This is a genomic window from Streptomyces sp. BoleA5, assembly GCF_000373665.1.
Taxonomy (GTDB): Bacteria; Actinomycetota; Actinomycetes; order Streptomycetales; family Streptomycetaceae; genus Actinacidiphila.
Map to the genome: position 1 here is coordinate 179031 of NZ_KB892154.1, position 26138 is coordinate 205168.

A 26138-nucleotide genomic window follows, 5' to 3' on the forward strand; every position below is an offset into this window, starting at 1 on the left:
CATGCCCAACCCCGCCGGCACCCGCCAGAACATCATCAGCGCCGTCCTGCGGATCATCGGTCAGGACGGTGTCGCCGCGGTCACCAACCGGCGTATCGCCCAGGAGGCCGGGGTGTCCCTCGGCTCGGTGACCTACCACTTCGCCACGCAGCACGACCTGTTGCGGGAGAGCCTGCTGCACTTCGTGGAGGAGGAGACCGGCCGCTTCACCGAACTGGCCGCTCGGGGCCGGCAGGAGGGCATCGACCTCAAGGGCGCCGCCGCCCTGGTCGGGCAGGTCGCCGAGGGGGCCGGTTTCGACAGTACGCACCTCGCGCCCTTCGAGCTGTACGTCCAGGCAGGCCGCGACCCCGCGCTGCGGGAGGCCGCGGCCGAGTGCTTCGCCGCGTACGACCGCCTCGCCGCGTCCGTCCTGACCGCCCTCGGTGTGCCGGACGCCGAGGAGGCCGCCTCGACGGTCGTGGCCCTGGTGTTCGGCATGCAGATGCGCCGTCTGGCCACCGGCAGCTCCGCCGAGAGCCTGGTCGACGCGCTGCTCCTGCTGGCGAGGGGCGCCTCGGGCGCCCGCTGAGGCACAGCGGGCTCAGCCGCGCGCCTGTCCGGCCGCCTCGGCGGCGAGCTTCGTGACCTCGTCGGCGGCCCGCTTGGCGCGTCCCGAGACCTTCCAGGCGACCATGCGCAGGGCGACAGCCGGCGACGGGGGGAAGACGCCGAGCTGGCCCAGCATCGTCATGTCGTCGCGCAGCGCCTCGTGGCGGACGACCTTGCCGTCGCGGAGGTCGAGCAGGTGGACCTGCTCGAAGTCGACCTCGCGTCCGGTGGGAGGGATGGCCTGGTCGAGGACGCCGTCACGGAAGCGTACGAACGCGCCGGTGTGCCGTCCCTGCATGCGCAGCCGGATCCAGACCTGGTCGTCGTTGCGGGCGATGCCCAGCACCGGGAAGCGCAGGTCGCTGAAGGCCGAGCGCAGCCACGCGCCCGAGGCGAGCGTTCCCGCCGGACCGGGTGTCGAACAGGCCGCGGGCGAGACGGCCGCCTCGCGGTTGTGGTTGTCGGGGTCCACGACCTCGTGGGCCAGTGCCGCATCGCCCGTCTCCAGGATCCGGAACAGCCCCTCGGCCAGGTCCTTGTCGTCCATCGCCATCGTTCCCACCTTTCGCCCGCCCGCCTCGCGGGCCGGTCTCACCGGACGCGCGCGCCGCGCATCCGATATTGAGGTTATAGAGGACCGATTGGATAGGTCAAAGCGGAACGGATATCGCATAGGATGCCGCCATGTCCACCAAGCGCGCTTACGTCTCCCCGCTCCGAGAACAGGCCGCGGCGCGGACGCGCGCGCTGATCCTCGAACAGGCCGAGCTGCTCTTCGCCGAACGCGGCTACGGGCGGGTCACCGTCGCGGACATCGCGGCGGCGGCCGGGGTCGCGTCGAAGACGGTCTTCGCCAGCGTCGGCAGCAAGTCGGACGTCCTCGACCGGATCGTCGACAAGGCCGTGGTCGGGTCCGGATACGAGCGGGCCGTCGCACGCATCCTGGACGTGCGGACGCCCGACGGTGTCCTCCGGGCGCTCGCCCGCGGTACCCGGGCGGGAAACGAGAGCCAGTTCAAGGCGCACGAGGCGATTCGCAAGGCGCTGCCCGTGCACGAGAACGGCGAGGCGTTGTGGGAAAGGGCGACGGCCGACTACCGGGAGGCGCTGCGCGCGGTCGCACGGCATTTCCTGGAAGTCGGCGCACCCGCCCGGCGGTACTCGGCGGAGGAGACCGCCGACCTTCTCTGGTTCTGGTTCGGCCCGACCGGCTGGCGCACGCTCGTGGTGGAGAACGGCTGGTCGTGGGACCGGGCCGAGGAAGTCCTCTACCGCACCGCCGCGTCCGCCCTCGCCTGAGACCGCGGCTCCCGTCCGCGCCGCAATTCGGGCGGAAGGGCGTGATGAGACGTCACAAACCCGCCCCGCCCGTCACTCGTTAAGGCGATCCGTGGATTGACGGACGTTCACCGGGGAATGCGTTCTTCCGAAAGGGAGTGATTCTTCATGGATTTGAAGATTCGCAGGCTCGTTTTCGGTGCGGGAATGCTGGGAATCGTGCTGGGCGCCGTGGTCGGGGTGATCTCGGCGGGCACGTTCTACAGCGTCGTCGTCGGTGCGTTGCTGTGCGCGGCGGCCGGTGTCGTCGCCGTCCTCTACTGGGGTGAGCACGGGGGTGCCCGGCGCCGCCGTGCCCGGTGGGCCCAGCGGCCGGAGCAGATCCCGCATCCGCGGCGCTTCGGGCGGCTCGACGGCCCCGACGCCTTCCGCTACTGAACCCACGGGCGCCGCGCCCGGGACCGTGACGCGAGAGCATGCGTTCCCGGGCGCCCCCATACAACGCCCGAAGCGGGGAAGGCGGGCCTTCGACGCCGAAGTGGAGGTGCCCATGTCCGCCGTGTCCCATCGTGTCAATGTCCGCCGCCGCCATCCCTCCGACACCGTCGCCCGCTGCCCGCGAACGCCCCTGCCGCACACGGAGGATCCGCGATGATCGCAGCGCTGGTGCTCGGGCTGCCGGTCTTCCTGCTCGGGCTGATGCTCGTCCTGTCCGCGGTGGAGGACCGGATCGTGAGTCCTCCCCCCACCCCCCAGCCGTCGGTGGCTCCCAACGCGCCCGGCACGCAGGCGCCGTAGGGCGCCCGCCCACCACGGCCGCGGAGGTCCGGCGGCGGAGGAGGCACGTTGCCCGAAGCCGAAGCCGAAGCCGAAGCCGAAGCCGGGTCCGGCGGCCTCATCGTGTTCCTCAACGGGACGTCCAGTTCGGGGAAGTCGAGCATCGCCAGGGAACTGCTGCTGACCCTGGACGGCACGTACTTCCACATGCCCGTGGACGCCTTCCACGCCATGCGGTCCCGTCGCGTGGTGACCCCGGAGGAACTTCCGGACGTGCTGCGGCGCACCTGGCGGGGCTTCCACCGGGCGGTGGCCGGCATGGCCGCCGGAGGCAACAACGTCGTGGTCGACCATGTACTCAGCGAGCCGTGGCGCCTGCGGGACTGCCTCGCGCTGTTCCCGGCGAGGGACGTCGTCCTGGTCGGGGTGCACTGCTCGCTCGCGGAACTGCGGCGGCGCGAGCGGGAGCGCGGGGACCGACCCCCGGGTCTGGCGGCCCGCCAGTTCGGCCTCGTCCACGCCCACGGCCGGTACGACGTCGAGTGCGACACGACTGAGGCCTCTGCGGCGGAGTGTGCCCGCCGCATCCGCGACTTCCTGCCCCGCAGGACGTTCCCGACGGCCTTCGAGCGGCTGGCGGCCGTCAGCCGGTGAGGGCCTGGGTGCCGAGGACGGTGAGCAGTGCCAGACGGTCGGCGTCCTCGCTGCCCGGTTCCGCGGTGTAGACCATGATGCGCAGGTCGCTGCCCGTCACGGTCAGCACGTCGCAGTCGAGGGTCAGCGGGCCCACGCGCGGGTGGTCGACGATCTTGCGTGACGCCTCGTGCCGGCCGACCGCGCCGGCGTCCCACAGTTCGGCGAAGCGGTCGCTGTGCGCGCGCAGGTCGGCGACGAGCCGGCGCACCTGCTGGTCGGACGGGTAGCGGTCGGCGGCGGCGCGGAGGTCGGCGACGAGCGCCGACTCGAAACCGGCCAGGTACTCCCGGGTGCGCCGGATCCGGCCGGCCCGGCCGACGAAGTGGTTCCACACCCCGTTGCGCTCGTTGCCGTGCCATCCGGAGGGATCGCCCATCAGCGCCGCGTACGGGGGGTTGGCCACCAGCAGCGTCCAGGAGGCGTCGTAGACGGCCACCGGTGTCCCGGTCAGCCGGTCGAGCAGCCGCTGGACGCTGGGGGTGATGTAGGCGGGGACGGTGTCCGGCCCCGGGGGCGCCAGACCGGCCAGCTGGAACAGGTGCCCGCGCTCCTGCGGGGACAGCCGCAGCGCTCTGGCCAGTGCTTCCACGACCTGGGCCGAGGGATGGGAGGCCCGGCCCTGTTCGAGCCGGGTGACGTAGTCCACGGAGATCCCCGCGAGCTGGGCCAGTTCCTCCCGGCGCAGTCCCGGGGCGCGCCGGTGCCCGCCGACCGGAAGCCCGGCCGCCTCGGGCGTCACCCGTTCACGCCACCGTCGCACCGCTCTGCCGAATTCCGTCGCCGCCATCCCCTCAGTGTGGTGCGCCGGACGCGACGCTGCCTGGTACCCCGAGTCCCAGGAAGTCCGGGGGCTGCGGCCCCCGGCAGCCCCGAACAGCAGCCGATATTTGACTCAGTCCAAACTGGGATCTACGTTGGGGTGGAGCGGAGGGAGGGCTTCCGGGTCCGCAGGGACGTGCGTCGGCCCGGGAGCCGGCCCCTCGCACCGGCGGAGCGGTCCGTGCCGACAGTTGGCCCCGGCGCGCGGCCGCCCCGCCGGACTCATGAGGTCACGATGCCCGACAGGCGGTGCAGGCTGTCGTCCAGTGCCCGGTCCACGACGCCCTCGGGCGGCGCGATGCTCTCGTCGGTGAACGACAGGTGGATGGTCACCTCGCTGGTCCGCTCGCCGGTCCGGTCGACCTGCAGCCAGCCCGCGTAACGGTCGTCCTCGCGGGTGCCCCACTCCAGCCGTCTGTGCGCGCGGTCGGCCCGGAAGAGCGCGGCCGCGTCCCGTCCCGTGTCGTCGTCGTGCACGGTGACGGCGGGTGGTTCGGCGGCGCGGACGTGCAGCTCGTCGGGGAGCCAGGACTCGATGCGGTCGAGGTCCTCCGCCCGGTCGAAGACACGGTCCGCGGAGGCCGTCATGTTCATGGAGCGCTCGAACTCGCTCACGGCGATCCCACCTCCTCAGAGCGACACTTCGAGTGTCCCTCCGCCCAGTCACGGCAGCCACCGCGCCCTCTCCCGCCCTCCCGGACCGGCGGGGCCCGCCGGGAGCCCACAATGGAGTCCACCGGTGTCCCGCAGCGCCGGTCACCGTCGCCGTAGAACCTGGAGCGCAGCCGATGCCCGGCAAGATCACGCTGTCCGCCTGGCCCACCCCCGTCGAACCCGTGCCCCGGCTGGCCGCCGCCCTCGGCCTGGACGCGGACGACCTGTGGATCAAGCGTGACGACCTCATGGGACTCGGTGGTGGCGGCAACAAGGTCCGCAAGCTGGAGTGGACGGTCGGCGAGGCACTCGAAGCCGGTGCGGACACCCTGGTGACGGTGGGCGCGGCGCAGAGCAACCACGCCCGCCTCACCGCCGCGGCCGGGGCGCGGCTGGGACTCGACACCGTCCTGGTCTTCCCCGGCAAGGAACCCGAGGCCGGGTCCGGCACCGGCAACCTGGTCCTCGACGGACTCTTCGGCGCCCGGGTCGTCTGGGCCGGTGACGCGGAGCCCGCCGAACTCGCGGGCGCCGCCGAGGACGTCTGCGGGCGGCTGCGACGCGAGGGAGCGCGGCCCCATCTGATCCCCTTCGGCGGTTCCAGCGCCACCGGTGCCCGCGGCTACGTCGAGAGCGGCGAGGAGCTCCACGCCCAACTTCCCGACGTCGCCCATGTGGTGGTTGCCCTCGGCTCCGGCGGCACCATGGCCGGTCTCGTCGCCGCGCTGGGCGAGGAGCGGGTGCTCGGCGTGCACTGCGGCGCCGTGACCGAGCCGGCCGCGATCGTCGCGGACCTGGCCGGGGCGGTCGCCCGCCGTGCCGTCTCCCCGGACGCGCTGCGCATCCGCACCGACCAGGTCGGCGCCGGCTACGCGACGCTCCACGAACCGGTCCTGGAGGCGATGCGGACGACGGCGGCCACCGAGGGCATCGTCCTGGATCCCACCTACACCGGCCGCGCCATGGCCGGTCTGGTCGCCGCCGTACGCGACGGCGGCATCCGCCGCGGGCAGCGCACCGTCTTCCTGCACACCGGCGGCCTGCCCGGGCTCTTCGGGCACGCCGAGGCCGTGCGCCGTTCGGTCGCCGCGCTGCGATCGTACGAACGGGGCTGACGGGCCCGGACGTTCACGCCCCGTCGTGCAGGACGGCGTCGACGAAGCGGCCGCGCGGCCGGGCGTTGCCGGTGAACCACAGGGCGAGCCGGTGCTCCGCGTCCGGGTAGGTGAGCCGGGTGAAGCGGGCGCGGGAGCCTCCGAGCGCGGTCGCGACGGCCTCGGTGACCGCCGGCGGGATCACCGCGTCCGCGGCCGGCGCCGCGAGCACCGCCCGGCCGGACAGGGACCGGAAGGTCTCGAGGGCGGACGAGGTGCGCCAGCTCTCAGGTGTCCGGATGATCTCGGTGAAACCCGCCCCGAACGGCACCGTCCACGCCTCGGCCGCGTAGACGGCGGGCGCGCACAGGCCGACGGACGCCACCCGGGCACCATAGTGCCGCGCGAGGTCGGCGACGGTCTGCCCGCTCATGCTGAAGCCGATCACGGCCAGCCGGTGCCGGGCCGGGACGTGCCTGTCGATGACGGTCCTGGCCTGCAGGAACCGCCGTCTCAGGCTGGACTCGGCGAGCCGACCGGTGCTGTGGCCGTGCCCCGAGAAGTCGAGGGAGAGCGCGTGGTGACCCCGCACGGCGACGTCGGTGAGCACTCCCGTGAGCCGCTGCCGGTCGCTGGTTCCCGCTCCGTGCAGGACGACGGCCGTCAGCGGGGCGGCCGGGCTCCGGTCCGCCGTGACCGGGTGCGCCGCCGTGCAACCGAGGGTCTCGCCGTCGCAGTTCACGGTGAAGGACTCGATCGCGGCGGGGCCTGTGCCCGTGGGGTCGGTGCCGGTCATGCCGTCGGTACCTCCCGGTGTGCCGCCGGGGCGGTGCGCGCGGGCGGGCGCAGGATGCCGGCCGTCGCGGCCGCGACGGCACAGCATGCCACGGGCAGCAGGAAGGTGAGGTTGAGCGGCATCAGGTGGGTCAGCGGGCCGATGACCGCCGGCCCCGCGAGCATGCCGAGGTAGCCGAGCCCGGCGACCCGGGAGACGTTGACGCCCGCGGCGGCGGGATCGGCGTGACCCGCCGCGCTGAACAACTGCGGTACGCAGCCCGACAGTCCGGCGCCGAACACGGCCCAGCCGGCCACGGCCAACGGCACCCACGGCGACAGGGCCGCCGCCAGCAGTCCGGCGGCGGCCACCGAGGCGCCGCCCCGCAGGACCGCCAGGGAGCCGACCCGCGCCGCCAACCGGTCCACGACGAAGCGGCCGACGGTCATGGCGGTGGCGAAGGCCCCGTAGGCGAGCGCGGCGGTAGCGGCCGGTGCGTCCAGCACGGTGCTCAGGTGGAGGGTGCTCCAGTCGTTGGCCACTCCCTCGCACATCATGATCATCAGCGCGAGTACGGCGAGCGCCCAGATGCGCCGAGGCGTCTTCCTGCGGGCCGGCGGTCCGGCGTCCACAGCCTTCGGGGCGCGGGCGGCGGGCCGCAGCAGTGCGGGTGCCGCCGCGACCGCGGCGACCACGCCCAGCGCCGCCACCACCCCGAGTGTCGCCGCCGGGCTCCAGCCCTGGCTGAGGGTGCGTGCGCCCACCAGTGCGGCAAGGACGCCGCCGACGGAGAAGGTGGCGTGGAAGGCCGACATGACGGGCCGGCCGTACGCGTGCTCCACCTGGACGGCGTGGGCGTTCATGCTCACGTCCAGACAGCCGTTGCCGATGCCCAGCAGCAGGAGGCCCGCTCCCAGCGTCCATGCGTCGCCGGCCAGACCCGGCAGGACGACGGTGGCGCTGCACAGCGCCGCGCTGACCGGCACGACCGTACGGGCACCGAGGCGGTCGGTGAGCGGGCCGACGATCTGCATGCCCGCGAACGCGCCCGCGCCGAGGAGCAGCAGGAGCCAGCCGAGGGTGGCGTGGCCGATCCCGGTGCGGTGCTCGATCTCCGGGATGTGCACGATCCACATCCCCAGCAGGAAACCGTTCAGCACGAAGTAGGCGAAGGTGGCCGTCCGGGCGGCCCGAGGTGTTCCGTTCACGCATCGAACATAGCGAACAGAAATTGGTTTCGATACCTTGCCTTTCAAACGCTGAAGATGTTCAATGTGGTCATGGCTGGCATCGACCGACTCAGGCAGATCACCGAGGCCGTACAGGAGGCGGGGCGCCTCGGCGTCGCCGAACTCGCCGCCCTCACGGGCGCCTCGGAGATGACCGTCCGCCGCGACCTGGAGGCGCTGGCCGCCCAGGGCGTCCTGGAGCGCTATCGGGGCGGCGCGCGGAGTCTGCTGCTGCGGGGCGAGGAGCCGCCCTTCGGGCTCAGATCCCAGGAGGGGCAGGAGACGAAGGCGCGCATCGCCGCGGAGGTCGCCGGGCTGATCGCCGACGGCGAGGCCGTCGTGCTGGACAGCGGTACGACCTGCCTGGAGGTGGCCAGGGCGCTCGAACAGCGCCGGCTGACGGTGATGCCGCTGTCCCTGCACTCCGTCAACGCCCTGACCGGTGCCCCGCATCTGACCCTGCTCGTCCCGGGCGGCCGGCCGCGGCCCGGCGAACTGGCGCTGACCGGGCCGCTGACCGAGGCCTCACTGGCCGCGCTGCGCTTCGACACCGCCGTGATCGGCTGCTGCGGGCTCAACGCCGCCAACGGCCTCACGGCCTACGACCTGGACGACGCCGCCGTGAAGCGGGCCGCGATCGCCTCCGCCCGGCGCGTCATCGCCGTGACCGAGGGCGCCAAGCTCTCCCGTACCGCCCTCGCCTTCGTCGCCCCCGCCGCCGCGCTGCACGCGGTCGTCACGGACGAGTCGGCGCCGCAGGACGCGGTCGGCGCGCTGTCCGCGGCGGGCGTCATGGTGCGGCAGGTGTGACCGCGTGCCCGGCACCGTGCTGTTCGACCTCTTCGGCGTCATCGCCTGCCCGCAGTCCGCGGAGGGCAGGGAACGGCTGCACCGTACGGCCGGGGTGCCCGCCACGGGTTTCTGGGAGGCCTACTGGGGTCTGCGCCCCCGGTACGACCGAGGTGAGCTGACCGGACCCGCCTACTGGAACGGTGTGGCGGCGGCCCTCGGGACCCGCTTCGACGGTCGGCGGACGGAGGCGCTCATCGCCGCCGACGTCGACAGCCGGAGCGGTGTCGATCCCTCGATGGTCGCCCTTGTCGAGGAACTCGCCTGCATGGGCTGCCACATCGGGCTGCTCTCCAACGTCCCCGAAGAACCGGCCGCCCACTACGAGGCCCGCCACGCCTGGCTGCGGCACTTCCAGGTGTGCGCCCTGTCCTGCCGCACCGGCCACGCAAAACCCGGCCCGGCCGCCTACCGCTGGTGCCGGGACGCGCTGCGGGAGGACCCGGCCCGGATCCTCTTCGTGGACGACCGCCCGGAGAACGTCCGCGCGGCGCAGGCGGCCGGCATGCGCGGCCACCTCTTCACCGGCCCGGCGCGGCTCAGGGAGCGCTTGTCACGCTTCTGACGGCGTGCCTGGCCCGGGCGAGGGTGTCGCGGTATCCGCGCTCACGGTCGCCTGCTGGCACTCGGCGCACAGACCCCACCAGGTGATCTCGGCCTCGTCGACGGCGAAGCCCTTGGTCTCCACGGGATCCAGGCAGGGCGCCGCGCCGACCGTGCAGTCGACGTCCTCGATGCGGCCGCAGTCGCGGCACACCAGGTGGTGGTGGTTGTCGCCGACGCGCAGTTCGTAGCGCGCGGCGGATCCCGCGGGCTCGATGCAGCGGATGAGCTGTGCCCTGGTGAGGTCGTCGAGCACGTTGTACAGGCCCTGCTTGGACAGTCCTCCCGCGCCCGGGGTGCCGACGCCGATCCTCGCCTCGAGCTCGGACGCGGTGGAGTGGGGATGGCCGTGCAGGGCGGTGAGGATGGCGCGGCGCTGTGCCGTGCTGCGCAGCCCCTTGCTCTTGAGCAGGTCGCCGGCCGACTGCTCCATGGCCGCCGTCACGCTCCTTTCCGGGTGTGCACGAGATTTGAAGGAGTCAATTCTATTCGAGTGCGGTCGTGACCGCGCTCACTCCGCGGTCTCGGCCGTGTGGCAGGTGCCACAGACGACCCGGCGCGCGTGCAGGCGGCTCGTAGCCCTGCCCAGGCCCTTGGGCTGGTGGACCGGGAGGCGGACGACACGTGAGTGGTCCGCGCAGGTGAACAGGCCGCAGCGGGTGCAGACGCCGATGCCTTCGCTGTCGTGGCACGCTTCCTGGACGCAGTCGTAGCACTTCACGCGAGTTCGCTCCGGGGGTGGGGGAGGGGCGCGGCTCTCGTCGCCCGCCCCTCGAACGTAAGGGCGAGAATTGACCGAGTCAAATCTTGACGTCGCCACGCTCGACGAGGTCAGCCGGCTCGCGCTGGAGTGCGTCGAGCGGGTGCAGTCCGGCCCGGGTCCGGTGCGCAAGGTGAGCGGCTGACCCCGCCGCGGCGCGAAGGACGCGGCCCCGCCGTCACGGACGGCGCGGCCGCGTCCTTCGTGTACGGGACCTTCTCACCGCTTCGGGCCGGGGCGGACCGGGTGCTTGCTCAGGATGGAGACCCGGTTGAAGGAGTTGATGGTGATCGCCACCCAGATGAGGGCGGAGAGCTCGTCGTCGCCGAACACCTCGCGCGCGGCCTGGTAGGCCTGCTCCTGGGCGGTGGCGTCGGTGGGGTCCGTGGTCACCTCGGCCACCGCGAGCGCGGCGCGTTCGCGCGCGGTGAACAACTCGGTGTCGCGCCAGGCGGGCAGCACGGTCAGCCGCTGCGGCGTCTCGCCCGCGTTGAGGGCGGCCCTGGTGTGCCGGTCGAGGCAGAAGGCGCAGCCGTTGAGCTGCGACACGCGTATGTTCACCAGCTCCACCAGGTCCCGTTCGAGCCCGGCCTCGGCGGCCACGGCCCGTACGGTCTCGGCGGCGGCCACCATCGCCTTGTAGGCCCGCGGGCTCTGCTTGTCGATGAAGATCCGCCTGCTCGGCCGAACCGCCGTGGGGTCGCTCACCAGCACTCCTTCGCCGGGCCGTCTCCGGCCGCCATGGGATGCGCCGTCGTCCGTCGCGGGCATCGCCGTATCATCACCACCATGATTGTTGAAATTCGAAGCAGTCGTTGTGTGAGAAGCGCGACATGAGCGAGTCCCAGGCGGAGGCCGCCGTGGAGATCCTGTCCGCCCGCGACGTCCCGCTCGGCGGTCCCCGCGCGATGACGGTGCGGCGCACCCTGCCGCAGCGGAACCGCTCGCTCATCGGCGCCTGGTGCTTCGCCGACCACTACGGTCCGGACGACGTCTCCGACACCGGAGGCATGGACGTCGCGCCTCACCCGCACATCGGGCTCCAGACCGTGAGCTGGCTGTTCAGCGGCGAGATAGAGCACCGCGACAGCCTCGGGACGCACGCCTACGTGCGGCCCGGCGAGCTCAACCTCATGACCGGCGGGCACGGCATCAGCCACTCCGAGGTCTCCACCGAGCGCACCACGGTCCTGCACGGTGTCCAGCTGTGGGTCGTGCTCCCCGAGCGGGACCGTGACACCGCCCCCGCCTTCCAGCACTACGTCCCGAGGCCCGTGGCGCTCGGCGGGGCTGTGGTGCGGGTGTTCCTGGGGTCCCTGGCCGGCGACACCTCGCCGGTGGCGACCTTCACCCCGCTGCTCGGCGCCGAACTCGCCCTCGACCCCGGCGCGACCGTCACTCTTGCGATCGACCCGGCCCACGAGCACGGCCTGCTCGTCGACAGCGGCGACGTCGAGATGGCCGGCACACGGCTGAGCCCGGCCGATCTCGGCTACCTGGCTCCCGGCGGCGACACCCTGACCCTGACCAACCACGCGGACACCCCCGCCCGGGCGGTGCTGCTCGGGGGTCCGCCCTTCGGGGAGCGGATCATCATGTGGTGGAACTTCATCGGCCGTACGCAGGAGGACATCGAACAGGCCCGCACCGACTGGATGACGGGCACCCGGTTCGGTGAGGTCGCGGGCTACGACGGTGACGCGCTGCCCGCGCCGGAACTGCCGCACGTGCCCCTGAAGTCGCGGGGGAACACGCACTGACCGGCGCGGTCCGGCGGTGGCCCTCCCGGGTCCGCCGCCGGACCGGCCCGTGCCGCTCAGGCCGTGACCGACTCCGGAGCCTCGACGGGTGCGGCCCCGCCGGCGGGCCTCCCCGGCCTGCCGCGGCCCAGGAAGGCGTACGCGGCGCCGACCAGCAGGCCGCCGCCGACGAGGTTGCCGAGGCCCACGAACAGCAGGTTGCGCGCGAATCCGGCGGCCGTCGCGTCCGGCACGTGCTCGAACATCCCCAGCGAGTAGTACGTCATGTTGGCCACGACGTGCTCGAAGCCGGAGCCGACGAACGCCAGCAGGGCCCAGAAGATCACTGTGATCTTGGCGCCGTCCGACTTTGTCCGCGCGGCCATCCACACGCCCAGGCAGACCAGGAAGTTGCAGAGCACACCGCGGAAGAACAGCGCTGAGCCGGACTCCGCGGCCTTCGTCTTGAGCAGGGTGGTGAGCAGAGCGAGGGCCGGCGCGGTGTGCCCGGGAGCGGCACCGGCGCCGATGACCCCGCTGCCGTGCACCACCAGGGCGAAGAGGACGGACCCGATGAGGTTGCCCACGAACGAACCGACGATCAGGGCGGCCGCGTTGGCACCGCTGATGCTGCGGACGAGGACGCCCTGGACGCTCGTCATCATGTTGCCGGTGGCGAGTTCGGCGCCGGCGAAGACCACCAGGATGAGCCCCACGGCGAAGAGCAGGCCCTGGACGAGCTTCGTGAACGGCGACCCCGCGGCCGCCAGCGGTCCGGTGACCGTGAGCAGCAGCACCGCCGCGATCCCGATGAACGCGCCGGCCAGCAGGGAGCTGACCAGATAGCGGCCCGGGCTGAGGAGGCCGGCGGCCTTGTCGGCGGCGGTCCGCCCCTGCTCGTCGAGGGCCTGGGACACGGGGATCGGCATGGTGTCACCTCTTCACTGATGTACCGGAATGTCCGTCCTGCGTTTCCCGATGCTAGGTCGGAGGAGGCGTCGAAAAGGAAAAGGAGTTGCACGTCACAAAAGGAAAGGTGATTTCTCCCATCGATGGGCAATCCATGACGCAAGCCCGGGTCAACGGGAATTCAGTCATCGGTAAAGTGGCGCTCTGTTACGGATGGAGCCGCAGATGGGGCGGGTGTGAGGGGGGCGGTGGAGGGGGGCGCCGAATGCCGGACCGTATTGTCCTTCGCTGGTGGGTGGCACAGGAAACTACTGACCGGCCGCCTCTGTCCGTGGAATGCCGGCAGCCGGGCGTGCGGCCGAAGCGCGCCCGGGTCCTTCCGGGCCGGGGCAGTCGCGGACGATCGTCCGTATAATGGCCGCCGAAAGGATGCCCGCGCGGTCGGGGCCGGCGAAGGGGAACGGACGCAGGCGCGACGCCGTCTGCGGGCGGTCCGCCCTGCGGTCACCGGTGGAGCGGGCATAGCCGACGTGGACGCGGGAGGCATCCGATGGCAGGGCGCGGAAGCGGTCCGGACTTCGTGGAGGCACTGGCCCGCGGGCTGGACGTGCTCGGCTGCTTCGACGCCCGGCACCGCCGGCTGACGCTCAGCGAGATCGCCGCCGCCACGGGGCTGGCGCGGCCGACCGCGCGGCGTCTGCTGCTGACGCTGGAGGAGCTCGGCTACGTCCGCACCGACCAGGGCGCGTTCTCCCTCACCCCGCGCGTGCTGCGGCTGGGCATGTCCTACGTGGGCTCGCTCGGCCTGTGGGACGTGGCCCGTCCCCACATGGAGGCGCTGGTCGCGCGGACCGGGGAGTCGTCCTCGATGGCGCAGCTGGACGGCTCGGACATCGTCTACGTGGCCCGGGTCTCCGTGCCGAAGATCATCGCGCTGCGGGTGGACATCGGCACCCGGTTCCCCGCCCCGCAGACATCCCAGGGCAAGGTGCTGCTCGCGGCCCTGGGCCCGGAGGAACTGGAGGCGGTCCTGGCCGAGCCCAGCCGCTCCGGGCTTCCCGGCTTCCCGCGGCCGACGCCCGAGGAGTTCGCCGCGGAACTGCGCACGGTCCGGGCCCGCGGCTGGGCGCTGGCCGACGAGGAACTCGCGCCCGGCGTACGGTCGGTCGCCGTGCCCGTGCGGGACGGCGACGGGGCGGTACGCGCGGCGATGAACGTCACCGTGCACGCAGCCGAGACCGGGGTGGACGTGCTCACCGGCACCTACCTCCCCCTGCTGCTGCGTGCGGCCGGGGACGTCTCGGCGGACTGGGCGCTGTGGCAGAGCCGCCCGCACGGCGAGGTCCGGCCGGCCGCCGTGCCGGCCCCCGGCGCCACCGCCGCGGGCTGACGCGTCCGGCATCCGCCGTCCGGCGGCCGGTGCGGGCCGGTCGGTCAGGCGGGCTGCAGGACGAAGTCGAACTCGGCCAGCAGATACGGGACGTCGAGCGTCGTGCCGTCGGGGGCGGGTCCCGCCGGCCGTTCGTCGAACCGCACCACCAGCGCTTCCTTGGTGCCGAAGACGACGTCGCTGTCCAGGTACTCGCTGCCCTCCTGGAACAGATGGGTGATCAGCTTCTCGTACCCGGGCTCGTGGATCAGGAAGTGGACGTGCGCGGGGCGGAAGTGGCTGATGTCGGTGGTGCTGATCAGGTCGCCGACCGGTCCGTCCATGGGGATCGCGTATCCGCGGGGGGCGATGGTGCGGACGCAGTAGGTGCCGTCCTCCCGGGCCTGGTACTTCGCGCGCAGCCGGGCTTCGTCGATCTCGGGGAGCTGCGCCTCGTAGGCGCCGTCGGCGTCCGCCTGCCACACGTCGAGGACCGCTCCGGGGACGGGCTTGCCCTCCAGGTCGGTGACCTTGCCGGTGACGAACAGCGGTGTTCCGGGGATGCCGTCGGACATGTCGAAGCCGTACGGGGCGGCGGGTGATCCGTCGATGTGGAACGGGCCGAGGACGGTGGCGGGGGTGGCCTGGGGCGCGAACCTGTTGTTCAGCTGCACCACCAGCGTGCTCAGCCCGAACACGTCCGAGGCGAGGATCAGTTCCTGGCGCTTGGCGTCGCTGATCCGGCCCGCCTCCGCCAGCCACTGGATCGCGGCCATCCACTCGTCCTCCCCGAGCTCCACCTCGCGGGCGAACGCGTGGAGATGGCGGACCAGGGCGGACATCAGCCGCGCCTGGCGCGGGTCGTGGGAGGTCGCCCAGCGCTGGGCCGCCAGCTCGGTGAGGTTGTCCTCGTTGACGAACATGGTCACTCCTTGGTGTTCCCTGCGGATTCGGTGTCCGGCTGGGGCGGGACGGGCCGGTTGTTCAGGTCGACGGAGAGGAAGATGTCGTTCGCGACCGGATTGCGCATCTCCTCGGCGAGCTGGCCGATGAGCCCGGCGGTGCGTGCGAGCAGGGCGAAGCCGCGCAGCAGCGGCAGCGGCAGTCCGAGGTCGGCGAGTGCGGCCCCGCAGACGCCCGCGCCGTTGAGCGGCAGGGTCTTGCCGAGGACCTGGGGGTGCACCCGGCCGATGGCGGCGAACAGCGACAGGTGCGGGCCGAACTGGCCCTCCTCGGAGGCGATGTCCATCAGCCGGGGCGTGCGCGGGTCGCCGTCCTTGTGCACGTGGTGGCCAAGGCCCGGGACGAACCGGCCGGCCGCCCGCTGCTCGCGGACCAGACGCAGCGCCAGCTCGTCCCAGCCGGTGTCGTCGCGGGGCGGTTCGCCGTGCGCGGCCAGCGCCTCGTGCAGGAAGTTCCCGGTGTCCTCGGTGACGCCGAGGAAGCGGGAGCCGCCGCCGAGCAGGCCCGCGGCGAGCGCGCCCTGGACGGAGTCCGGCGCGGACAGGTACGTGAGCCGGGTGACGATGGCCGTGGGCGTGAAGCCGTGGTCGGCCAGGGCCGCGAGAACGGCCTCGAAGACCCGGGTCTCGCCACGGCTCGGGCGGCGCTGCGTCGCCAGCCAGAAGGCGAGTTCACCGAAGCCGACCTCGCCCATGACGTCCTGGGCGAGGTCCTGCCCGAGCAGGGTGATGCGGGTGCGGTCCGAGGCGCCCAGCGCGGTGGGGTAGCCGCCGGGCGCGGACGGGTCAGTCACGGGTGTCCTCCGGGTCCCGGGCCAGCCACGCCCGCAGTTCGGCGCCGTGCTCGTCGAGCCCCGGAGGCGGCAGCCGGTAGACGGCGGGCGTGGCCGAGAAGGTGACCGGGTGGCGGGTCGTGGGCACCGCGCGCTCTCCTTCACCGACGGTGACGACCGGGTCGAGCCCGAACCGCTCGGCCATGGCGAAGCCGCCGTCGATGGTGTTGATCGGCCCGCTCGGCACTCCTGCTTCGACCAGCAGCTCGAACCATTCGTTCGCGCCGCGCTTGACCAGCTGCTCCACGAGCAGCGGCCGCAGCTCCTCCCGGTTCGCGGTGCGGTCGGCGTTGCGCGCGAACCGCGGGTCCTCGGGAATCCGGGGGATGCCGAGGACCTCGCACAGCTTGCGGAACTGGCCGTCGTTGGCGGCGGCCACGATCAGGTCGTTGTCGGCCGTGGGGAGCGGCTCGTACGGGAAGACGCTCGGGTGCGCGTTGCCCATCCGGTACGGGACCTCGCCCCCGGCCACGTAGGCCGAGCTGTGGTTGACCAGTCCGGTCAGCGCCGACGACAGCAGGTTGACCTCGACGTGCTGGCCCTCGCCCGAGGCGTCGCGGTGCCGCAGGGCGGCGAGGATGCCGATGGCGGCGTGGTTGCCCGCCATGACGTCGAAGACCGAGATCCCGGCCCGGTACGGCGGGCCGCCGGGCTCCCCGGTGAGGCTCATCAGCCCGGAGACGGCCTGCACCATCAGGTCGTAGCCGGGCACGTCGCGCCCGGCGCCGGAGCCGAAGCCGCTGATGGACGCGTAGACGACGGCCGGGTTGCCGGTGCGCACGGACGCGTAGTCCAGGCCGTACTTGACGAGGCCGCCGGGCCGGAAGTTCTCGATGACGACGTCCGCCCGGCGCGCGAGTTCGCGCGCCGCCTCCCGATCGGCCTCGTCGCGCAGGTCGAGCGCGACGGAACGCTTCCCGCGGTTGACGCCGAGGTAGTAGGTGGACACCCCGTCCCGTACCGGGGGCGTCCAGCTGCGGGTGTCGTCCCCGTGCGGACCCTCGACCTTGACGACGTCCGCGCCGAGGTCCGCCAGCAGCATCGTGGCGTAGGGCCCGGCGAGGATCCGGGAGAAGTCGGCCACCAGCAGCCCGGACAGCGGGCCCGCCGGGCCCGGTCGCGCGGGCGCGGTGCTCTCTGACATCCAGTGTCACCTTTCATCTGACCGCAGAACGGACAGCCGTCCGTACCTGTGATTCTGTTGCGGAAAGCCGGGGGCGTCAAGGCTGATCGGCAACGCCATTGCCGGTCAGAAGCCCTGCCGTTGCTGCGGTGTCTCGTTCTGCGACAGGGTCTGGGCCGCTTCGGGGCCCATGGCTCCCTAACCGCGTCTGAAGGCTAGCGCTCGGTTCGATGGCCGAATAGCGTACCCATGTCCGTCAAGCGGCCAAGGGAGTTCATGATGGATAAGGTCGAGGCATTCAGCCCGGGGCGGCCCATTGTTCTGCGCGGTGGGACCGTGCTGCCCGTCAACCGTGAGCGCGAGGTCCTCGCGGACACCGATGTGCTCGTCGTCGACGACCGGATCGCTGCGGTCGGTCCGCGACTGGCCGTGCCCGACGGGACGGTGGAGATCGACGCCACGGGCGGCGTCGTCATGCCGGGCATGATCGACACGCACCGGCACATGTGGCAGACCGCGATGCGCGGTTACGGCGCAGACTGGACCCTCACGCAGTACTTCGTCTGGTACTACCTGGAGCACGGCAGGAAGTTCCGCCCCGAGGACGTGCACGCCGGCAACCGGCTCGCCGCGGTGGAGGCGCTCGACGCGGGCGTCACGACCGTCGTCGACTGGTCCCACGGCCTGCAGACCGTCGACCACGCCGACGCCGCCGTCGACGCCCTGCGGTCCGTGCCGGGCCGTTTCGTCCTGGCGTACGGCAACATCCAGCAGGCGCCCGCGGAATGGACCGCGGCGCCGGAGTTCCGCGACTTCGTCAGCCGCCGCGTCGACGGCGACGACATGCTCGGATTCCAGCTCGCCTTCGACGTCACGGGTGACCCCGCCTTCCCCGAGAAGCCCGCCTTCGAGGTGGCCCGCGAACTGGGCGTCGCAGTCACCACCCACGCCGGGGTGTGGGGCGCCACCGACGACGACGGCATCCGCCTGATGTACGAGAACGGCTTCATGACCCCGCAGACGGTGTACGTACACGCCTCCACGCTCAGCGCCGACTCATACCACCGCATCGCGGCCACCGGCGGCTCGGTCTCCGTGTCGACCGAGAGCGAGCAGAGCGCCGGCCAGGGCTACCCGACGACCTGGGCCATCCGCTCGCACGACATCCCCGTCTCCCTGTCGATGGACACCAGCGTGTGGTGGAGCGGCGACCTCTTCTCCGCCATGCGCACCACCCTCGGCGCCGACCGCGCCCGCGCGCACCTGGAGGCGCACGCGCAGGGCGAGACCGTCACCCACTGCGCGCTGCGCGCCGACCAGGTGGTGGAGTGGGCCACCCTCGGCGGAGCCCGGGCCCTCGGCCGCGAGCGGGACCTGGGCAGCCTGGAGGTTGGGAAGAAGGCCGACATCGTCCTGCTGAAGAACGACCACTCGCCGGTCTCCTTCCCGCTGCTCAACCCGTACGGGCAGGTGGCCTTCCAGGCGCAGCGCGGCGACGTGCACACCGTGCTCGTCGACGGACGGGTCGTCAAGCACGAGCACCGGCTGCTCGGCGTCGACCTGGCCGCGGTGCGGCGCGAGGTCGAGCAGACCGTCGACCATCTGCGGTCCGCCATGGGCGAGGAGGAGTGGCGCAAGGGGATGAACCCCGACGTCCCCGAGACGAAGGTGCTCGACAACCCGTACACCTACACCGACTACCGCAGCGCCTCGACGCACGGCCGGTGACCCGGGTGACACGAAGGAGAACCGAGAGATGACCCTGGGGCTGCTGCTGCTCCGACTGCTGCTCGCCGCACTGCTCTTCGGCCACGCCACGCAGAAACTGCGCGGCTGGTTCGGCGGGTCGGGCCTGGCCCGCACCGGCGCCGTGTTCGAGGGCTACGGAGTCGTCCCCGGGCCGCGGATGGCGCTGGTCGCCGGCGTGGCCGAGCTGACCGGAGCGGCGTCGGTCGCGTCCGGACTGCTGACGCCCGGCGGTTGCGCGGTCGTCGTCGGCACGATGACGGTGGCCGCCGCCTCGACGGCGCCGAACGGCTTCTGGGCGCTGAAGGGCGGCTGCGAGGTACCGTTCCTCTACGGCGCGATCGCCGCGTGCCTCGGCTTCACCGGGCCGGGGGAGTGGTCGCTCGACCACGTCCTCGGCCTGAGCTGGCGGCCCGCCCCCGCCTGGGGCGCCGCCGCGCTGGCGGCCGGGCTCCTCGCGGCGACGGTGCCGTTGGCCGGCCGCGCCAGGGTGCTGCGGAGCAGGAAGGAGTCCCGCGAGCCCCACGAGAACGCGTAGTCACTCCGGATAAGCCGCCTCCGGCCGGGCATACGGCTGGAGTACGCCACGCGACGCCGCGGCCGGACGGGCCGCGGCGGAACCGGAACCGGGGGGCACGACGGCATGGGCGCTTCGCTGGAGGAGACCGACCGCGCGGAGGGAGACCGGCCGGAGCGCTCCGCCGCCGACCGAAAGCAGGAGCTGCGCCGCCGCCTCGAACGGCTGATCGGCATCGCCGCGACCGAGGGCAACTGCCTCCAGGCGCTGCGGAACGGGGACGAGATCTTCCCCGCGATGCTGGACGCGATCCGCGCGGCGAAGCACACCGTCGACATGACCACCTTCGTCTACTGGCGCGGCCAGATCGCGCGCGACTTCGCGCACGCGCTGGCCGCCAAGGCGGCGGAGGGGGTGCGGGTGCGGTTGCTCCTGGACGGCTTCGGGGGGCGGCTGATCGAGCAGGAACTGCTCGACGGTCTGGACCGGGCCGGCGTGGACGTCGCCTGGTTCCGCAAGCCGGTGCGGCTCTCGCCGTTCAAGCAGAACCACCGCTGCCACCGCAAGGTCCTCGTGGTCGACGCCGAGGTGGCCTTCACCGGCGGCGTCGGCATCGCCGAGGAGTGGTGCGGCGACGCCCGGCACCCCGGGGAATGGCGGGACACCCATGTCCGGGTCACCGGCCCCGCCGTGGACGGGCTGGCCGCGGCCTTCGCCCAGAACTGGGCCGAATGCCGGCGCAACGGGCTCTTCGACGCACGCGACCGCTTCGGCGAGCACGAGCAGAGCGGAGGCGCGATCGTCCAGGTCGTCCGCGGCTCGGCGAGCGTCGGCTGGCAGGACATGCGCACCCTGCTCCGAGTGGTGATCGCCTCCGCGGAGCAGCGCATCCGGCTCGCGACCGCCTACTTCGCGCCCGACCCGTACTTCGTCGGCCTGCTCTGCCACGCGGCGGCGCGCGGGGTGGACGTCGAGATCCTGCTGCCCGGCCCGCACACCGACAAGCGCGTCTGCCAGCTCGCCGGGCAGCGCTACTACCAGCGGCTCATCGACTGCGGCGTGCGGATCTGGCACTACCAGCCGACGATGATGCACGCCAAGGTGATCACCATGGACGGGGTGGCCACCCTGATCGGCTCGACCAACTTCAACCGCCGCTCCCTCGACCACGACGAGGAGGTCATGCTGGCGGTGCTCGACGAGTCCTTCACCTCCGTCCTCGACGCCCACTTCGACGAGGACCTGCTGCGCAGCGAGCCCGTGGACGGCACCCGCTGGCGCGACCGGTCGGCACTGGAGCGGGCCCAGGAGGCGGCGACCGCGCCCATCCGCCGCTTCCTGTGAGGAGGGCGAGGATGATGGTGACGCCCCGCAGGACGGCAGCGCGGGGCGTACGCACCCCGGTCGCGTCAGCGCACCGTTCACCCTGGAGGGCGACATCGACGTCAACACCGGCACCGAACCGGCTGCGCCAGACAGCCGGACCGACGCGGCGCGGCACGAGGCGTTCCCGGCCGACCTGGAGGTCGCGACGGTCGCGGAGCTGTCCGCCCTGATGGCCTCGGGCCGCATCACGAGCGTCTCCCTCACCCGCGCCTACCTGCGGCGCATCGAGGACCTGGACGTCGGCGGACCGGCCCTGAACGCGGTGCGCTGCGTCAATCCCGCCGCCCTGGAGGAGGCCGCGGCGGCCGACGCCCGCAGGGCCGGCGGCGACCCCGGCGGGCCGCTGCTGGGCATACCGGTGCTCGTGAAGGACAACATCGACGTCCTCGGCATGCCGACCACCGCCTGCTCGGTGGTGCTCGCCGGCTCGTACCCCGCCCAGGACGCCCCGCTGGTGACCCGGCTGCGCGAGGCGGGGGCGGTGATCCTCGGCAAGGCGAACCTCACCGAGTTCGCCAACTACCTGACCGTCGGCATGCCCAGCGGTTACAGCTCGCTCGCCGGCCAGGTGCTCAACCCGTACGACCTGAGCGAGACGCCGAGCGGCTCCAGCGCCGGTTCGGGGGTCGCCGCCGCGGCCGGACTGGCCGCCGTCACCCTCGGCACCGAGACGGACGGTTCCATCCTCAGCCCGGCGTCGGCCACGTCGGGGGTCGGGGTGAAGCCCACCCTGGGCCTGGTCAGCCGCACCGGCATCGTGCCCATCGCCTCCAGCCAGGACACCGCGGGCCCGATGACCCGGACCGTCGCGGACGCCGCCGCCCTGCTCACCGTCGTCACCGGCACCGATCCCGAGGACCCGGCCACCGCCGCCAACCCCCTCGAAGGCCACGACTTCACCACCGACCTGTCACCCGATGCCCTGCGCGGCGCGCGCATCGGTGTCGTCGCGGAACAGGCGCCCGAGGACGGCACGGACGAACGCGCCCTCTGGGACGCGGCCCTGGACGCGCTGGCGCGATGCGGCGCCGAACTCGTCGACGTCGGCATCGAGGCGCGCCGCCGGTACGACGTCGCCTCCCCGGTGCTGAGCCACGAGTTCAAGCGCGACCTCAACGCCTACCTCGCGCGGCTGCCCGAGGGCGCGCCGGTGCGCACCCTCGCCGACGTGATCGCCCACAACGAGGCCCACGCGGGCCTCGCCCTGAAGTTCGGGCAGACGCTCGCCCTCGCCGCGCAGGCCAGGGACCTCGGTCCGGACAGCGCGGACACCCTGGAGTACAAGGCCGCCCGCGCCCGGGATGTGGCGGAGAGCAAGGACCGCATCGACGCCCTCATGGCCGAACACGACGTCACCGCCCTGCTGTTCGTGAACAGCGGCAGCTCGTCCATCGGCGCCAAGGCGGGCTACCCCTCGGTCACCGTCCCCGCGGGCTACCTGGCGGCCAACCGCAGGCCGTTCAACATCACCTTCCTCGGACGGGCGTGGAGCGAGCCGCTGCTCCTCGGCTACGCGTACGACTACGAGCAGGCGACCCGGCTGCGCAGGCCGCCGTCCACCGTCAACCCCACCCTGCTGCGCCGCCGTTCGCCCGCCGTGCCGGCGCCGAGGGCGGCGGACGCGGAGCGCTGACGGCGCCGGCGCGTGGGACCGCCCCGCACGAGCGGGGCGGTCCCTCCCATGAGCGGCCGGCGTGTGATCCGGAGGGACGGGGAAGGCTCGTGCACCGAGGTCGCAAGCGCGCGGGGTACGGCGGGCGCCGGGACGACCGGCTGCGGCGTGACCGGCGTACGGCGGGGCCTTGCGCGCGGTGATCGCGGACCTCAGATGGGCAACGTCCACCTCTGTCGGAGCCGACAGGACCCGGGAACCGTTCCTCGGCCTGCCGGGGAAACGCGTGGACGCGAAGTGCCCGGGCCCACTCGATACACTTCAGGAAAGGGGCGGGGAAGTCCCTCCGGTGTCCGGCCGCGTGGCGGTGGTACGCGATGAACTCGATTCCGCATGACGTGAGTGTGTACGCCGGGCGGTCCTCCGGGCTCATCGGGGCCCAGATCGCCGGGTACCGCGTGGAGCGGGAGATCGGCCGCGGCGGAATGGCCGTGGTGTACTGCGCCCGGGACCTGCGGCTCGACCGCATGGTGGCGCTGAAGCTGCTCGCCCCCGAGCTGGCCCGCAACGACACCTTCCGCCGCCGTTTCACGCACGAGTCGCGGGTGGCCGCCGCCATCGACCATCCCCACATCGTGCCGATCTTCGAGGCGGGGGAGACCGACGGTGTCCTCTACATCGCGATGCGTTACGTTTCGGGCCTCGATCTGCGGGCGCTGTTCGACCGCGACGGTCCGCTCCCCGTCCCCACCGCCCTGCGCATCGCCACGCAGGTGGCCTCCGCGCTGGACGCGGCGCACGAGCACGACCTGGTGCACCGGGACGTGAAACCGGGGAACGTGCTCGTCGCCAAGGGCACCGACAGCGACCACCCCGAGCACGTCTATCTCACGGATTTCGGGCTGACGAAGAAGTCGCTGTCGCTGACCGGATTCACCACCGTCGGCGAGTTCGTCGGCACGCTGGACTACGTGGCACCGGAGCAGATATCGGGGCGCCCGGTGGACGGCCGCTGCGATCAGTACAGCCTGGCCTGCGTCGTCTACGAGAGCCTGACCGGGGGCCTGCCCTTCGAGCGCGAGGAGGACATGGCCCTGCTGTGGGCGCACCAGTACGACCAGCCGCCACCTCTGACCGAGCGGCGGCCGGACATCCCGCCGGGCATGGACGACGCGATGGCCAAGGCGCTCGCGAAGGTCCCCGAGGACCGTTTCGAATCCTGCCTGGAGTTCGTGGGCGCCCTGCGGGCGGCCGCGGCCGCGGCCGGGCCGGACGTGGCGGTCAGGCGGAGCGGTTCCCCCGACGACCAGGTCACCCGGGTGACGCCCCGGGCGGCGGCGGTCCCCGCGCCGCCGGGACCGCCGCCGGACCCGCCGATGTGGGCCCGGGCGGTCTTCCGTCGTCTGTCGGGTCCCTAGGACGTCAGCTGCTGGGGGCGACGCTGGGTGCGGTGCTCGGCGCGACGCTGGGCGAGCTGTTGGGCAGTTGCTTGGGCTCGGTGGTCTCCATCGTGTTGTTGACGAACGTGTTGCCCTTGCCCTTGAGATCGCGGTTGGCGAGGTCGGCCGGCTTGTTGCCGCGGGCGACGTTGTCGCGGATGGAGTTGTCGGAGTTGGACGTCCCCACGACGCTGCCGAAGAGCACGATGCCCCCGGACATGGGGGACTTCCCGCTGTTGTCGCGTACGTCGTTGTTGGTGACGACGGTCTTCTCGACGCCGGTGAGCAGGATGCCCGTGCCCTGGATGAACGGCAGGCGGGCGCTGGCCGCGCAGTACTTGTTGTTACCGGTCACCGTGTTGTGGGTGACGGTCAGCGCACCGCCGCGCGGGACGCCCTCGTCGCCCACGACGAAGACGCCGCCGCAGTTGCCGGTGATCTGGTTGTTCTCGACCTTGACGCCCCGGACGCGGCGCAGACCGACGCCGATCCGGTTCTCCGACAGCTTGTTGCCCTCGATGACGGCGCCCTTGGTGTCGAGGGCACCGCCCTCGGTGTCCATGGAGTTGGCGAGGAAGATGCCGGAATCGGCGTTGTTGCGGGCGGTGTTGTCACGGAAGACGGTGCGGACCGACTTCTCCACGAGGATGCCCTGCACCTTGTTGTCCCGCGCCGTGACGCGGAGGACCTGCAGTCCGTCGGCCCCCGTCGCGTGGATGCCGGCCTTCTTGAACCCGGCGACGGTCAGCGACTCCAGCGTCACGTCGGAGGGCTTCTTCTGCGCCGTACCGCTGACGCAGATCCCCTTGCCCGCCTTGGCGCAGGCGTTCTCGTCGCCCTTCGCGCTCGGGGAGATGACGGTGCCCGCGCCCGCCCCGCGGAGCGTCAGCCGCGGCGTGCTGATCTGGACGCTCTCGTGGTACGTGCCGGCCGCGATGTCGATGACCTGGCCGGGCTCGGCACGGTCCACCGCCGACTGGATGGATTCTCCCGCGCGGACGGAGATCTTCTTCTGCGCGTCCGCGGACTGCGAGGACGCGGACTGCGAGGCCGTGGGCTGCGACTCGCCGCCGCACGCGACCGCGCCCCCCACGATGGTCGCCGTGGCGGCCGCCGCGACGACGGCCCTGCGGGACCGACAGAGCTTCATGTGTGTGCACCTGCTTCCCGTGATATGTGATCAGCATCAGCCGGAAACAGACGCTATGGACGGATGTGACACCTCGCCACTCCAGAGCGCACGGCACGCGGGTGACGATGCCCTGATCGGCCGATGGGCCCGGGAGCCATGGGGGCGCCGGGTCCGGTGGCCGGGAATCGACCCCGTACGGCTGATGGGGTGGCCGCACCGGCATCAGGGCCCGCGCCCCGGGCAGGCGCATCGTCATGGGAGCTCTGACGCGATGGGAACGGGTGATCGAGCACTGGGAGCGGGCGCTGGTGGCGAGGGTGCGCCGGCGGGAGCCGGTCGAACTGCTCGACGCCCTGCGCCGCGAGTGTGACGGGCGGGCGGTGGTGTGCGGTCCGACCCGTGTGGTGGTGCCGAACGTGTACACGGTCGAACTCGCCGACACCCCGCACCGGGAACTGGTTCCGCACCGGGCCCGGGTGGGGGAGGCGCTGACGGATTCCCTGCTGCGGCACGCGGACCGGCGCGGCTACGAGTGGGCGGGCCCGGTCACCGTGCGCATCGTGCGGTCCGCCCACGTGCCCAACGGGCGCTACCGGGTGAGCAGCAACCCCATGAGCCGGATCCGTGCGGACGCGCTCGCCCGGATCGCGCCCGGGCTGCCGTGAACGACCTGCCCGCCTGCGGTGGGCCGAGGTCAGCGCGTGCCGCCCTGTGAAGGGGTGAACTCCACTTCCGTCAGCGGGAGTACGGTGCCCGCGTCGTCGACGAAGGCGACGCTGACCGGGCGGCCCCCCGTCCCCGAGCGGCGCAGGTGGCCCGGGCCCCGCGCGGGGGTCCGGTGCACGTCGCCCCACTGCTGGAGCGCCGCGAGGATCAGTCGCAGCTCCTCGCCCGCCGGGGTCAGGTGGTAGCTGTACCGGGTGCGGCTGCCGGGCTCCCGGTACGGCCGCTTCTCCATGATCCCCTCGGTCACGAGCGAGCCCAGGCGGCCGGTGAGCAGATCCGGGGCGATGCCGAGCTCCCGGCGGAAGTCCGCGAAGCGCGTCACTCCGCGCAGTGCCGCCTCGCGCAGGACGAGCAGCGTCCACTTGTCCCCGACGACCTCCAGGGTCCGGGCGATCGAGCAGACGGTCTTTTCGCCGCCGGTGGTATGGGCGCTGGACATGTCCCGATGCCACCTCTGGCTTGACATTTCCAATTCAGCCGTCGTCGCGGCGGTGGCCGGCTGGTGACCGGCTCCCGTCCC

30 protein-coding genes are annotated in these 26138 nt (G+C 72.5%); 16 read left to right on the forward strand and 14 right to left on the reverse strand.

Annotation, left to right across the window (positions count from 1 at the left end; all coding sequences use genetic code 11):
* Window position 1 precedes the first annotated feature (1 nt).
* A complete protein-coding gene (locus B085_RS0137835; protein ID WP_018563802.1) occupies window positions 2-571 on the forward strand; it encodes a TetR/AcrR family transcriptional regulator in 570 nt (189 codons plus the stop codon).
* Between the two features lie 12 nt (window positions 572-583).
* Here the strand turns inward: B085_RS0137835 and B085_RS0137840 are convergent, their stop codons facing one another.
* A complete protein-coding gene (locus B085_RS0137840) occupies window positions 584-1144 on the reverse strand; it encodes an ester cyclase (protein ID WP_018563803.1) in 561 nt (186 codons plus the stop codon).
* 131 nt (window positions 1145-1275) lie between these two features.
* Here B085_RS0137840 and B085_RS0137845 point away from each other — a divergent pair, with 131 nt between their 5' ends.
* From B085_RS0137845 to B085_RS0137860, 4 genes are all read left to right on the forward strand, one after another.
* Window positions 1276-1890 (forward strand): TetR/AcrR family transcriptional regulator, encoded by a 615-nt coding sequence (locus B085_RS0137845; RefSeq protein WP_018563804.1) that lies wholly within the window; start codon window positions 1276-1278, stop codon window positions 1888-1890.
* A 147-nt stretch (window positions 1891-2037) separates the two neighbouring features.
* Entirely contained in the window at window positions 2038-2307 is a 270-nt protein-coding gene (locus B085_RS0137850) for a hypothetical protein (RefSeq protein ID WP_158689909.1), read from the forward strand.
* Window positions 2308-2520: 213 nt separating this feature from the next.
* Entirely contained in the window at window positions 2521-2667 is a 147-nt protein-coding gene (locus B085_RS49850; protein ID WP_018563806.1) for a hypothetical protein, read from the forward strand.
* A gap of 48 nt (window positions 2668-2715) precedes the next feature.
* Entirely contained in the window at window positions 2716-3300 is a 585-nt protein-coding gene (locus B085_RS0137860) for a chloramphenicol phosphotransferase CPT family protein (RefSeq protein ID WP_018563807.1), read from the forward strand.
* On the opposite strand, the gene B085_RS0137865 is transcribed toward B085_RS0137860, so the two are convergent.
* Together B085_RS0137865 and B085_RS0137870 are read right to left on the reverse strand one after the other, a co-directional pair.
* Window positions 3290-4129, reverse strand: a complete 840-nt coding sequence (locus tag B085_RS0137865) for a helix-turn-helix transcriptional regulator (RefSeq protein WP_026251864.1) — start codon at window positions 4127-4129, stop codon at window positions 3290-3292. The genes B085_RS0137860 and B085_RS0137865 overlap by 11 nt on opposite strands.
* A 254-nt stretch (window positions 4130-4383) precedes the next feature.
* Window positions 4384-4776, reverse strand: coding sequence for an SRPBCC family protein (locus tag B085_RS0137870; protein ID WP_018563809.1), 393 nt, complete (start codon window positions 4774-4776; stop codon window positions 4384-4386).
* Window positions 4777-4949: 173 nt separating this feature from the next.
* On the opposite strand from B085_RS0137870, the gene B085_RS0137875 reads away from it, so the two are divergent.
* The gene (locus tag B085_RS0137875; protein ID WP_018563810.1) at window positions 4950-5930 is read left to right on the forward strand and encodes a D-cysteine desulfhydrase family protein; all 981 of its coding nucleotides are present in this window, start codon (window positions 4950-4952) and stop codon (window positions 5928-5930) included.
* A 13-nt stretch (window positions 5931-5943) separates the two neighbouring features.
* Here the strand turns inward: B085_RS0137875 and B085_RS0137880 are convergent, their stop codons facing one another.
* Window positions 5944-6705, reverse strand: coding sequence for an alpha/beta fold hydrolase (locus tag B085_RS0137880; RefSeq protein WP_018563811.1), 762 nt, complete (start codon window positions 6703-6705; stop codon window positions 5944-5946).
* The gene (locus B085_RS0137885; RefSeq protein WP_018563812.1) at window positions 6702-7892 is read right to left on the reverse strand and encodes an MFS transporter; all 1191 of its coding nucleotides are present in this window, start codon (window positions 7890-7892) and stop codon (window positions 6702-6704) included. The genes B085_RS0137880 and B085_RS0137885 overlap by 4 nt, the downstream gene beginning before the upstream one ends.
* 72 nt (window positions 7893-7964) lie before the next feature.
* Here B085_RS0137885 and B085_RS0137890 point away from each other — a divergent pair, with 72 nt between their 5' ends.
* Together B085_RS0137890 and B085_RS0137895 are read left to right on the forward strand one after the other, a co-directional pair.
* Window positions 7965-8723: a DeoR/GlpR family DNA-binding transcription regulator gene (locus B085_RS0137890; protein ID WP_018563813.1), complete on the forward strand. Its 759-nt coding sequence runs from the start codon at window positions 7965-7967 to the stop codon at window positions 8721-8723.
* 4 nt (window positions 8724-8727) lie between these two features.
* Window positions 8728-9327 (forward strand): HAD family hydrolase, encoded by a 600-nt coding sequence (locus B085_RS0137895; RefSeq protein ID WP_018563814.1) that lies wholly within the window; start codon window positions 8728-8730, stop codon window positions 9325-9327.
* Here the strand turns inward: B085_RS0137895 and B085_RS0137900 are convergent.
* The 3 genes from B085_RS0137900 to B085_RS0137920 all read right to left on the reverse strand — a co-directional run bounded on the left by B085_RS0137900 (window position 9316) and on the right by B085_RS0137920 (window position 10833).
* The gene (locus B085_RS0137900; RefSeq protein ID WP_018563815.1) at window positions 9316-9798 is read right to left on the reverse strand and encodes a Fur family transcriptional regulator; all 483 of its coding nucleotides are present in this window, start codon (window positions 9796-9798) and stop codon (window positions 9316-9318) included. The genes B085_RS0137895 and B085_RS0137900 overlap by 12 nt on opposite strands.
* A 78-nt stretch (window positions 9799-9876) precedes the next feature.
* Window positions 9877-10086, reverse strand: a complete 210-nt coding sequence (locus B085_RS49855; protein ID WP_018563816.1) for a DUF2180 family protein — start codon at window positions 10084-10086, stop codon at window positions 9877-9879.
* A gap of 258 nt (window positions 10087-10344) precedes the next feature.
* Window positions 10345-10833, reverse strand: coding sequence for a carboxymuconolactone decarboxylase family protein (locus B085_RS0137920; protein WP_018563818.1), 489 nt, complete (start codon window positions 10831-10833; stop codon window positions 10345-10347).
* A 125-nt stretch (window positions 10834-10958) separates the two neighbouring features.
* On the opposite strand from B085_RS0137920, the gene B085_RS0137925 reads away from it, so the two are divergent.
* Entirely contained in the window at window positions 10959-11885 is a 927-nt protein-coding gene (locus B085_RS0137925; RefSeq protein ID WP_018563819.1) for a pirin family protein, read from the forward strand.
* A 56-nt stretch (window positions 11886-11941) separates the two neighbouring features.
* Here B085_RS0137925 and B085_RS0137930 read toward each other — a convergent pair whose 3' ends face one another.
* On the reverse strand, window positions 11942-12793 hold the full coding sequence (locus tag B085_RS0137930; RefSeq protein WP_018563820.1) for a formate/nitrite transporter family protein: 852 nt from the start codon (window positions 12791-12793) through the stop codon (window positions 11942-11944).
* A 530-nt stretch (window positions 12794-13323) separates the two neighbouring features.
* Between B085_RS0137930 and B085_RS0137935 the strand changes: the two genes are divergently transcribed.
* On the forward strand, window positions 13324-14163 hold the full coding sequence (locus B085_RS0137935; RefSeq protein ID WP_018563821.1) for an IclR family transcriptional regulator domain-containing protein: 840 nt from the start codon (window positions 13324-13326) through the stop codon (window positions 14161-14163).
* A gap of 44 nt (window positions 14164-14207) precedes the next feature.
* On the opposite strand, the gene B085_RS0137940 is transcribed toward B085_RS0137935, so the two are convergent.
* From B085_RS0137940 to B085_RS0137950, 3 genes are read right to left on the reverse strand one after another with little or no spacing between them, the layout of a single operon-like run.
* Window positions 14208-15065, reverse strand: a complete 858-nt coding sequence (locus B085_RS0137940; RefSeq protein WP_018563822.1) for a dioxygenase — start codon at window positions 15063-15065, stop codon at window positions 14208-14210.
* 2 nt (window positions 15066-15067) lie between these two features.
* Window positions 15068-15898 carry a citryl-CoA lyase gene (locus B085_RS0137945; protein ID WP_018563823.1) on the reverse strand — a complete coding sequence of 277 codons (831 nt, stop codon included), beginning with the start codon at window positions 15896-15898 and terminating at the stop codon, window positions 15068-15070.
* Entirely contained in the window at window positions 15891-17081 is a 1191-nt protein-coding gene (locus B085_RS0137950) for a CaiB/BaiF CoA transferase family protein (protein WP_018563824.1), read from the reverse strand. Before B085_RS0137950 ends, B085_RS0137945 begins: the two co-directional genes overlap by 8 nt.
* A 255-nt stretch (window positions 17082-17336) precedes the next feature.
* On the opposite strand from B085_RS0137950, the gene B085_RS0137955 reads away from it, so the two are divergent.
* The 5 genes from B085_RS0137955 (at window position 17337) to B085_RS0137975 (ending at window position 23739) form a co-directional block, all read left to right on the forward strand.
* Window positions 17337-18788 carry an amidohydrolase family protein gene (locus B085_RS0137955; RefSeq protein WP_234018739.1) on the forward strand — a complete coding sequence of 484 codons (1452 nt, stop codon included), beginning with the start codon at window positions 17337-17339 and terminating at the stop codon, window positions 18786-18788.
* Window positions 18789-18816: 28 nt separating this feature from the next.
* Window positions 18817-19344: a DoxX family protein gene (locus tag B085_RS0137960; protein ID WP_018563826.1), complete on the forward strand. Its 528-nt coding sequence runs from the start codon at window positions 18817-18819 to the stop codon at window positions 19342-19344.
* Between the two features lie 105 nt (window positions 19345-19449).
* Entirely contained in the window at window positions 19450-20667 is a 1218-nt protein-coding gene (locus B085_RS0137965) for a phospholipase D-like domain-containing protein (RefSeq protein WP_018563827.1), read from the forward strand.
* Window positions 20668-20878: 211 nt separating this feature from the next.
* Window positions 20879-22342 carry an amidase family protein gene (locus B085_RS45065; RefSeq protein WP_018563828.1) on the forward strand — a complete coding sequence of 488 codons (1464 nt, stop codon included), beginning with the start codon at window positions 20879-20881 and terminating at the stop codon, window positions 22340-22342.
* Between the two features lie 356 nt (window positions 22343-22698).
* Complete coding sequence (locus B085_RS0137975; protein WP_026251867.1) at window positions 22699-23739, forward strand: serine/threonine-protein kinase; 1041 nt, start codon at window positions 22699-22701, stop codon at window positions 23737-23739.
* Between the two features lie 4 nt (window positions 23740-23743).
* On the opposite strand, the gene B085_RS45070 is transcribed toward B085_RS0137975, so the two are convergent.
* Window positions 23744-24910 carry a right-handed parallel beta-helix repeat-containing protein gene (locus tag B085_RS45070; RefSeq protein ID WP_018563830.1) on the reverse strand — a complete coding sequence of 389 codons (1167 nt, stop codon included), beginning with the start codon at window positions 24908-24910 and terminating at the stop codon, window positions 23744-23746.
* A 236-nt stretch (window positions 24911-25146) separates the two neighbouring features.
* On the opposite strand from B085_RS45070, the gene B085_RS0137985 reads away from it, so the two are divergent.
* Window positions 25147-25557: a DUF3662 domain-containing protein gene (locus B085_RS0137985; protein WP_026251868.1), complete on the forward strand. Its 411-nt coding sequence runs from the start codon at window positions 25147-25149 to the stop codon at window positions 25555-25557.
* Window positions 25558-25586: 29 nt separating this feature from the next.
* On the opposite strand, the gene B085_RS0137990 is transcribed toward B085_RS0137985, so the two are convergent.
* A complete protein-coding gene (locus B085_RS0137990) occupies window positions 25587-26057 on the reverse strand; it encodes a winged helix-turn-helix transcriptional regulator (RefSeq protein ID WP_018563832.1) in 471 nt (156 codons plus the stop codon).
* Window positions 26058-26138: the final 81 nt, after the last annotated feature.

Coding starts and splice junctions, on each gene's coding strand:
- B085_RS0137835 (WP_018563802.1), top strand. CDS start 2: ATGCCCAACCCCGCCGGCACCCGCCAGAACATCATCAGCGCCGTCCTG.
- B085_RS0137840 (WP_018563803.1), bottom strand. CDS start 1,144: ATGGCGATGGACGACAAGGACCTGGCCGAGGGGCTGTTCCGGATCCTG.
- B085_RS0137845 (WP_018563804.1), top strand. CDS start 1,276: ATGTCCACCAAGCGCGCTTACGTCTCCCCGCTCCGAGAACAGGCCGCG.
- B085_RS0137850 (WP_158689909.1), top strand. CDS start 2,038: ATGGATTTGAAGATTCGCAGGCTCGTTTTCGGTGCGGGAATGCTGGGA.
- B085_RS49850 (WP_018563806.1), top strand. CDS start 2,521: ATGATCGCAGCGCTGGTGCTCGGGCTGCCGGTCTTCCTGCTCGGGCTG.
- B085_RS0137865 (WP_026251864.1), bottom strand. CDS start 4,129: ATGGCGGCGACGGAATTCGGCAGAGCGGTGCGACGGTGGCGTGAACGG.
- B085_RS0137875 (WP_018563810.1), top strand. CDS start 4,950: ATGCCCGGCAAGATCACGCTGTCCGCCTGGCCCACCCCCGTCGAACCC.
- B085_RS0137880 (WP_018563811.1), bottom strand. CDS start 6,705: ATGACCGGCACCGACCCCACGGGCACAGGCCCCGCCGCGATCGAGTCC.
- B085_RS0137890 (WP_018563813.1), top strand. CDS start 7,965: ATGGCTGGCATCGACCGACTCAGGCAGATCACCGAGGCCGTACAGGAG.
- B085_RS0137900 (WP_018563815.1), bottom strand. CDS start 9,798: ATGGAGCAGTCGGCCGGCGACCTGCTCAAGAGCAAGGGGCTGCGCAGC.
- B085_RS0137925 (WP_018563819.1), top strand. CDS start 10,959: ATGAGCGAGTCCCAGGCGGAGGCCGCCGTGGAGATCCTGTCCGCCCGC.
- B085_RS0137930 (WP_018563820.1), bottom strand. CDS start 12,793: ATGCCGATCCCCGTGTCCCAGGCCCTCGACGAGCAGGGGCGGACCGCC.
- B085_RS0137935 (WP_018563821.1), top strand. CDS start 13,324: ATGGCAGGGCGCGGAAGCGGTCCGGACTTCGTGGAGGCACTGGCCCGC.
- B085_RS0137940 (WP_018563822.1), bottom strand. CDS start 15,065: ATGTTCGTCAACGAGGACAACCTCACCGAGCTGGCGGCCCAGCGCTGG.
- B085_RS0137950 (WP_018563824.1), bottom strand. CDS start 17,081: ATGTCAGAGAGCACCGCGCCCGCGCGACCGGGCCCGGCGGGCCCGCTG.
- B085_RS0137955 (WP_234018739.1), top strand. CDS start 17,337: ATGATGGATAAGGTCGAGGCATTCAGCCCGGGGCGGCCCATTGTTCTG.
- B085_RS0137960 (WP_018563826.1), top strand. CDS start 18,817: ATGACCCTGGGGCTGCTGCTGCTCCGACTGCTGCTCGCCGCACTGCTC.
- B085_RS0137965 (WP_018563827.1), top strand. CDS start 19,450: ATGGGCGCTTCGCTGGAGGAGACCGACCGCGCGGAGGGAGACCGGCCG.
- B085_RS45065 (WP_018563828.1), top strand. CDS start 20,879: ATGGCCTCGGGCCGCATCACGAGCGTCTCCCTCACCCGCGCCTACCTG.
- B085_RS0137975 (WP_026251867.1), top strand. CDS start 22,699: ATGAACTCGATTCCGCATGACGTGAGTGTGTACGCCGGGCGGTCCTCC.
- B085_RS45070 (WP_018563830.1), bottom strand. CDS start 24,910: ATGAAGCTCTGTCGGTCCCGCAGGGCCGTCGTCGCGGCGGCCGCCACG.
- B085_RS0137985 (WP_026251868.1), top strand. CDS start 25,147: ATGGGAGCTCTGACGCGATGGGAACGGGTGATCGAGCACTGGGAGCGG.
- B085_RS0137990 (WP_018563832.1), bottom strand. CDS start 26,057: ATGTCCAGCGCCCATACCACCGGCGGCGAAAAGACCGTCTGCTCGATC.